The organism is Caballeronia sp., assembly GCF_049581465.1.
Lineage (GTDB): Bacteria > Pseudomonadota > Gammaproteobacteria > Burkholderiales > Burkholderiaceae > Caballeronia.
In genome coordinates, this window is record NZ_JBAUSA010000749.1 from 1 (window position 1) to 7065 (window position 7065).

Genomic DNA, 7065 nt, shown 5'->3' on the forward strand with positions numbered 1-7065 from the left:
GCGCCGCGAGGAGCACGAATGCATCGGCAGGGTCGGGCGTCGAGGACGTGGCCGTTGCCAGGCTCGCGAAGTTATCGTCGGCGATCACGCGTTCATGCACTCGCGATTCACCGGTACCCGCCCGGCGCACGAGCGCGGTCACATCGTGGCCTGCATTGAGGAGATTCGCGCACGTCGCGCGGCCCACGAAACCGTTCGCTCCGGTCACGACTATTCGCATGATTGCGCCCTCATGCCGATAACCTCCGATACACCGCGCAGGTTTGCGCGACGGTTGCATCCCAGGTCAACTCGGCGGCGCGTCGCAAGCCTTTGACGGCGAGTTCGTCCCTTAACGCCGGATCGCCTAGCAGGCGCCGCATGCCGGCGGCGATGTCATCGATGGAATACGGGTCCACCTCCCACGCCGCTCCCGCCGATACCTCAGGCAGCGACGTCAGGTTCGACGTCAACACGGCCACGCCGCTCGCCATGGCTTCCGCCACGGGCAAGCCGAAGCCTTCGAATAACGACGGGTAAGCGAACAGCGCCGCCGATGCATACAGCTTCAGCAAATCGGCACGCGGCACATAACCCGGTGTGAAAACCTGGCCGGCTTGCGCCAGCGGCTCGATCACGCGCAACAACTCGGAATTTTTCCAGCCGTCCGCGCCGATCAAGACAAGCGGGAAGGCCTGGCGCATATCAGCAGGCAGGCGTGCGAACGCTTCCACCAGGCGTTGAAGGTTCTTGCGCGGCTGCAGCGTGCAGACCGACAAGACAAAGCCTCCGCGCGCAACGCCCAGACGGCCAAGCGCCTCCGCGCAGGACTCGGCCGCGTAGGGCTGGAACGCCGGCTCGACGCCCAGATGGATCGTCACCACCTTCGATTCCGGCACGCCATAGATCTCGACGATATCGTTCTTCGTGTAATGACTGTCCGCAATCACCACCTGCGCCTGCCGCAAAGTCTTCGGCAACTCGCGATCCAGATACTCCACAGCCACGCGTGGATGAAACTCAGGATGCCGCCGATGCGACAAGTCGTGAATGGTGACGACCGTCGGTCCGCTATAACGCGACGCCACGAAGTTTGTCTCGTGATAGATATAGCCGCGCCGTGCAAAGTCGGCCCGGACATCGCGCGATTTGATCGCCCGCACGATCGTCCGCCCGCGATAAAGGCCCGGCATGCTGCGCGCCTTTTGCAGTACCTTCGCCGCGATGCCGTCGGTGAACTGGACGCCCTTTCGCAGGGGCACGCGCTGTTCCATCAACGCACGCAGGCGTTCGCCTTCGAAGCACTCCGTGCCGACCCAGCCAGCAAGGCCAGCGACCTCACGATCCTGGATCAAGCCTTCCAGCAGATGTTGCGTGTAGTAACCGACGCCGCTTCTTGGTGGTCTAAGTGAATTGAGATCGAAAAGCAGTTTCATGCGATTGGCGTCGTGCGGCAAAAAAGAGTCTGCGAGGGCGGTGGCACCGCCATCGTGGGTTACTGCAGGGTGTTTCGGACAGACGCCGGAGCCAAGCGACGACGAAGTGCGCACAGCAAACTCATCTCTCGAACGGAAGGGTTTGCCGGACTCGAAGTCGCAGCCTCCGTCATTTTTTCCTTTTACCTGGGTCTTTACCTGGGTCTTTACTTGGGTCTTTACTTGCGTCATGCGAATGGCGTTGAAACCAATGGCAAGCCAGTTCCACAATTTAACATATCGGGGTCAGCCTCCTCGCAGTTTTGGGCTGCTGGCGCGCCGCTCATCATGCCTGCGCAGCGCGGCGCGTCAGGGCCGCACGGATCTTCAAACTTCCAAGCGCCTCCTTGTTCGGAACACACCTTAACAAAGCCGCCGCCGTGTCGCGAGCGGCAGGCAGTTCGATTGCTGCAACAACGGTAACCATATGTATTCAAATCGGGCACCGGCGTTTCGAAATCCGTTAATATCGCCGCTTTCATTCAGCGATATGGCCATTTCTGTGTCATTTTATGACGAGTATTGCTTGTCGTCATTTGTATGCATGAGTAAACTTCAGTGATCTGCGCAGCTAGAACACTTTGAAACTCGTCTGACACCCGCTCGAAACCCCTTTTGCCGGACCCGATAAGGTTAAAGAATGCAAACTTTCTCCGATCAGCGATCGGCGCAGCCTTCCCTTGCCTGCTCAATAATATGGACGCTCGGACTTGCGGCCTCCCTTTATCTGTGCTTTCAGCCAGAAATTGCTAGCGGCTTTCGGTTTTTATATGGCGACTACTTTGATACAGAGATAGAAACGGCGATCCTGGAGCATTGGTACAACGTCTTTTCGGGACTGCAACGATGGACCGAGACCGGATATTTTTTCCCTCACCACGATACGCTGGGATATAACGACGGTTATTTCATTTACGGCGTTATCTATTCGTGCATTCGGGCATTCAGAGTTGACCCATTTGTGTCGACCTCGCTCACACACATCGTTGTCAAGGCAGTTGGGTATGTTGGGATGTTCTCGCTGTTACGCCGGTTTCGCTTAACGTTTGCAGCGAGCCTGCTTGGCGCGATTTTGTTCACTATTGCGGGAAACTCCAATAATCAGATAGCGCATGGTCAATTGCTATCTGTAGCGTTTTCGCCGATTGTTGCCATTTCATTGATGCGCTGCCGGGATGCGTTCACCCGCGCCGACTATCGAAAGTTGCTGTTGCACAGCTCAGTTCTTGCAATCGTATTCGACGCCTGGATGCTGACGTCGTTCTACATGGCCTGGTTCTTTGCATTTTTCTGCATGGCACTCGCCGGTGTAGCCATGGCGTGCGCTCACGCGACCGAAACCCGCAAAGCATGGAACGCAATAAGGGCCGCCTGGAGACCGATCCTGCTTTGCGTTCTCCCCATGATAATTTTGATCATCCCGTTCTTGATCGTGTATCTGCCCAAGGCTCGCGAGACCGGTATGCATCCGGTCGGCACGGCAATCGCTCATTCCCTATTCCCGCTCGATCTTTTCAACGTGGGCGACCGTAATTTCGCGTGGAGCCGCTTCTTTAGCTTTCTTCATAATGCAATTGCACCGGACACAGAATCTGGCGGGGAGCATATCACTGGCTTTCCTGTCCTGATGATCATTCTCGCGGTCGCCGGCACGCTCTACTTTAAAGCTCAAAAATCGTATAACAAATCGCAAGAATTCACTGCGAATAAATTTTTATTCTGCATGGGTGTAGCCGCCTTGGTTACATGGTTGGCCGTAGTTAAATTCGGCTCCTTTTCGCCGTGGAGAATCTTGTATTTTATTGTTCCCGGCGCGAAAGGTATTCGAATCATATCTCGATACCAAATATTCTTGACCCTGCCCCTGTTGGTAATAGGAATCAGCTATCTCGACCGATTGCGCTCTTATGTTCCCAAAGTAATTTTGTTTTTTCTAGGGGCTGTACTAATTGGTGAAAGCGTCAACAGCATGCAATCGCTCACGCTAAACACCGCAGAGCAAAACAGAATGTTGGCGGCGATCTCGCCGGTACCGGCGTCGTGTGACTCATTTTTCGTCGTCAACGCACGCGGGAGTGAGCTCACCGGCAATCCGGAAGTTCTCTCTCTGTACCCGCATAACGTCGACGCCATGTTATTGACAGCGTATTTCCGAATTCCGACGATGAACGGCTTCTCGACATTCAATCCATCCGACTGGGATTTTTCGAACTCCACCAGTCCAGACTATGTCGCCCGTGCGAAAGCGTACGCGGAGCGCCACAACCTGCGCGGCGTTTGCTCACTCGATGCGACCAAGCCGGAGAAGTGGAATCAGGCGCCTTTCACGCCTGACATGCCGACCTAGGCATACCCTGGGCGCGCAATGCACGGTAGGCCGCGGGCGCATCGATTGCTGCAACAACGGTAACCAGATGTACCCAAATCGGGGACTGGCGACTTGAAATCCGTTAAAATCACCGCTTTCGTGCATGAATTCAGACACTTTTCCGAGCCATTCAATGAAGATTATTCCCGTCATCATCTGTGGGGGCGCGGGTACCCGCCTGTGGCCCGTGTCACGCGAAGCCTTCCCTAAGCCGCTGTTGAAACTGGCCGACGGGCAAAGCCTGCTGCAGAAGACATTTCTGCGTGCATCGCATGTGGCAAGCGCCGATGAAGTCGTGATAGTGACGAATCGCGAGACCTACTTCCTGACCAAGGATGAGTGCGTCGATGCCCATACCGGCGTCTCGCAACTGGGTTTCATCCTCGAACCGTCCGCGCGCAACACCGCTGCGGCTATCGGGGTCGCAGCCGAAGTCGTGCGCCAGCAGCATGGCGCCGACGCGATCATGCTGGTCATGCCCGCAGATCAACTGGTGGACGATGAAGCCGCGTTTGGCGCGGCTGTCCAGCACGCCGCGCGCGCGGCGCAGGAAGGTCGCATTGTTACGTTCGGCATCCGGCCGACGAAGCCGGAAACGGGCTACGGATACATCGAATTTGAAAGCGCGCCGCTGCCGGGTGCCGACGCCGTGCACAAGGTCGTGCGTTTCGTCGAGAAGCCCGCGTTGAAGATCGCGGAGGAACTCGTGGCCGGCGGGCGTCATCTGTGGAATGCAGGCATGTTCTGCTTCACCGCCGAGGCCATGCTCGCCGAACTCGAAAAACACGCGCCGAACGTGCTCGCGCCTGCTCTTGCCGCTGTGAATGCCGCGACGCGCAGCGAGTCGAAGGACGGCTACACCGTCGAACTCGATGCCACGCAGTTCGGCCGTGCGGAAGACATTTCCATCGACTATGCGGTGATGGAGCGCTCGGATAACGTCAATGTGGTTCCGTGCGAAATGGGCTGGAGCGATATCGGTTCGTGGCTGTCGATCAGCGAACTGACTGCGCCCGATGCGCGGGGAAATCGCGTTCAAGGCGAAGTCGAGCTGTATGACGTTGACAACTGCTTCGTGCGCAGCGAAGAAGGGCGACTGATCGGCGCGGTGGGCGTGCAGGACCTGATCGTGGTGGATACCGCCGACGCCCTGCTGATCGCGTCGCGCGATCGTGCGCAGGATGTGAAGCAGATCGTCGCGAAGTTGAAGCGCGTGAATCATTCCGCGTACCGGCTGCATCGTACCGCGCATCGCCCGTGGGGCACGTACACCGTGCTCGAGGAAGGCGACCGCTTCAAGATGAAGCGCATCGTGGTGAAGCCGAACGCACAGCTCTCCTTACAGATGCACCATCACCGTAGCGAACACTGGATCGTGGTGAGCGGATGTGCGGAGATCGTCAACGGCGACCGCGTGATCTCGCTGCAACCGAATGAGTCGACGTACATTCCTGCTGGGCATAAGCACCGGCTGAAGAATCCGGGCGTGATGGATCTCGTCTTGATCGAAGTGCAATGTGGCGAGTATCTCGGCGAGGACGATATCGTCCGCTTCGAAGATGTCTATGGGCGCGCGCCGGTTTAATACGGCTTAGCTGACTTTTCCGCGTATTGCTTTGAAACGGGCGCTTGCGCCCGTTTCAACTTCGGCTGGTCGCACTTGGCCGCCACCGTCCCCAGGATCTATGCGCGTTTTACACTTCTACAAGACGTACAAGCCCGACTCAATGGGTGGCGCCGAAGAACTTATCGGCCAGATCTGCTCGGGTGCGGCGAAACGCGGCATCACGAGCGAAGTGCTGACGGTCAGCAAGGACACGACGTCGGTCGATTTTGGCGACCACGTGCATCATCGGGCGAAGCTGGATGTGGAGATTGCGTCGTCGGCGTTTTCGATGGCCGCGTTCCGGCGCTTTCGTGAATTGGCCCAGCATGCGGATCTGATTCATTACCATTTTCCCTGGCCGTTCGCGGATGTCGTGCATTTTGCTACGCGGGTCGGGAAGCCTTCTGTTGTGACGTATCACTCGGATATTGTCCGGCAAAAGGTGTTGCTCCAGTTTTACAAGCCTTTGCGCGACCGGTTTCTTGGCAGTGTCGATGCGATTGTGGCGACCTCGCCCAACTACCTCGCGACCAGCGATGTGTTGCAGCGGTTTCGCGACAAGGTGGTAGTGATACCAATCGGGTTGGATGAGACGTCCTATGCCACGCCGACTGAAGAGAAGTTGAGGTACTGGCGCGAGCGCGTTGGGCCGAAGTTCTTCTTATTTGTCGGCAACTTGCGTTACTACAAGGGCTTGCACGTTCTACTCGATGCCATGCAAGGGACCGAGTTTAAAGTGGTGATCGTAGGCGCAGGGCCGGTTGAGCGCGATCTGCGGGCGCAGGCGGAACGGCTTGGGTTGAAGAACGTTGAGTTTGTCGGGCCAGTGGACGATGACGACAAGGTCGCCCTCCTCTCGCTCTGCTATGCGTTGACGTTTCCCTCGCATCTGAGGTCCGAGGCTTTTGGGATCTCGCTGCTCGAAGGCGCGATGTTCGGCAAGCCGATGATATCGACGGAGATCGGGACCGGGACTTCGTACGTGAACGTGGATGGTGAGACGGGGATCGTGGTCGCTGCAAGTGATCCGGGCGCGCTGCGCGGTGCCATGGGTACGCTTTGGGCCGACGAAGCGTTGGCGACCCGATTCGGGGTTGCTGCAAGGGCGCGGTTCCTGGCCATGTTCACCGCCGACAAGATGGCGGATGCGTATGTGCGGTTGTATCGGCGGCTTTGTCCAGGTCGATGATGTCTTTTTTATTTCGGTCTCAAACGAACACCTAAACGGCGTCAAAAAGAATGTCTAATTTGCAAGCTCAAGCGCCATCGAAAAAAATCGCGATCATTCTGCCCGCGTATAACGAGTCAGCGACAATCGTCGAGACGATGAGAGCGTTTCATCAGCAATTGCCATCGGCTTCGCTGTATGTAATTAATAACAATTCAAAAGACGACACGCAGGCTCTCGCTGAGAAGACGCTGTCAGCGCTTGGTTGCGAAGGCGCTGTAATGGTGGAATTGCGCCAAGGCAAAGGCAATGCTTTGAGACGCGCGTTTGTCACAATAGATGCCGACATCTACGTGATTGCCGACGCCGATATGACGTATCCCGCCGATCGTCTGCAGGATCTGATTGCGCCGGTACTGGAAGGCCGCGCCGATATGGTTGTGGGCGATCGTCATTCCGGTGGACATTA

The 7065-nt window shown here is 57.1% G+C and carries 6 protein-coding genes; 4 read left to right on the top strand and 2 right to left on the bottom strand.

What is annotated here, in order from left to right:
* Both WCA53_RS18550 and WCA53_RS18555 read right to left on the bottom strand, forming a co-directional pair.
* Positions 1–220, bottom strand: a 220-nt coding sequence (locus WCA53_RS18550) for an NAD-dependent epimerase/dehydratase family protein (RefSeq protein ID WP_423913786.1), incomplete at its 3' end; no start/stop codon positions are given.
* Between the two features lie 10 nt (positions 221–230).
* Positions 231–1415 (bottom strand): glycosyltransferase family 4 protein, encoded by a 1185-nt coding sequence (locus WCA53_RS18555; protein ID WP_423913789.1) that lies wholly within the window; start codon positions 1413–1415, stop codon positions 231–233.
* A gap of 679 nt (positions 1416–2094) precedes the next feature.
* Here WCA53_RS18555 and WCA53_RS18560 point away from each other — a divergent pair.
* The 4 genes from WCA53_RS18560 to WCA53_RS18575 all read left to right on the top strand — a co-directional run.
* Positions 2095–3801, top strand: coding sequence for a hypothetical protein (locus WCA53_RS18560; RefSeq protein WP_423913792.1), 1707 nt, complete (start codon positions 2095–2097; stop codon positions 3799–3801).
* 154 nt (positions 3802–3955) lie between these two features.
* Positions 3956–5407, top strand: a complete 1452-nt coding sequence (locus WCA53_RS18565) for a mannose-1-phosphate guanylyltransferase/mannose-6-phosphate isomerase (RefSeq protein WP_423913796.1) — start codon at positions 3956–3958, stop codon at positions 5405–5407.
* Positions 5408–5507: 100 nt separating this feature from the next.
* Positions 5508–6617, top strand: coding sequence for a glycosyltransferase family 4 protein (locus tag WCA53_RS18570; protein ID WP_423913799.1), 1110 nt, complete (start codon positions 5508–5510; stop codon positions 6615–6617).
* Between the two features lie 50 nt (positions 6618–6667).
* Positions 6668–7065, top strand: a 398-nt coding sequence (locus WCA53_RS18575; RefSeq protein ID WP_423913804.1) for a glycosyltransferase family 2 protein, incomplete at its 3' end; no start/stop codon positions are given.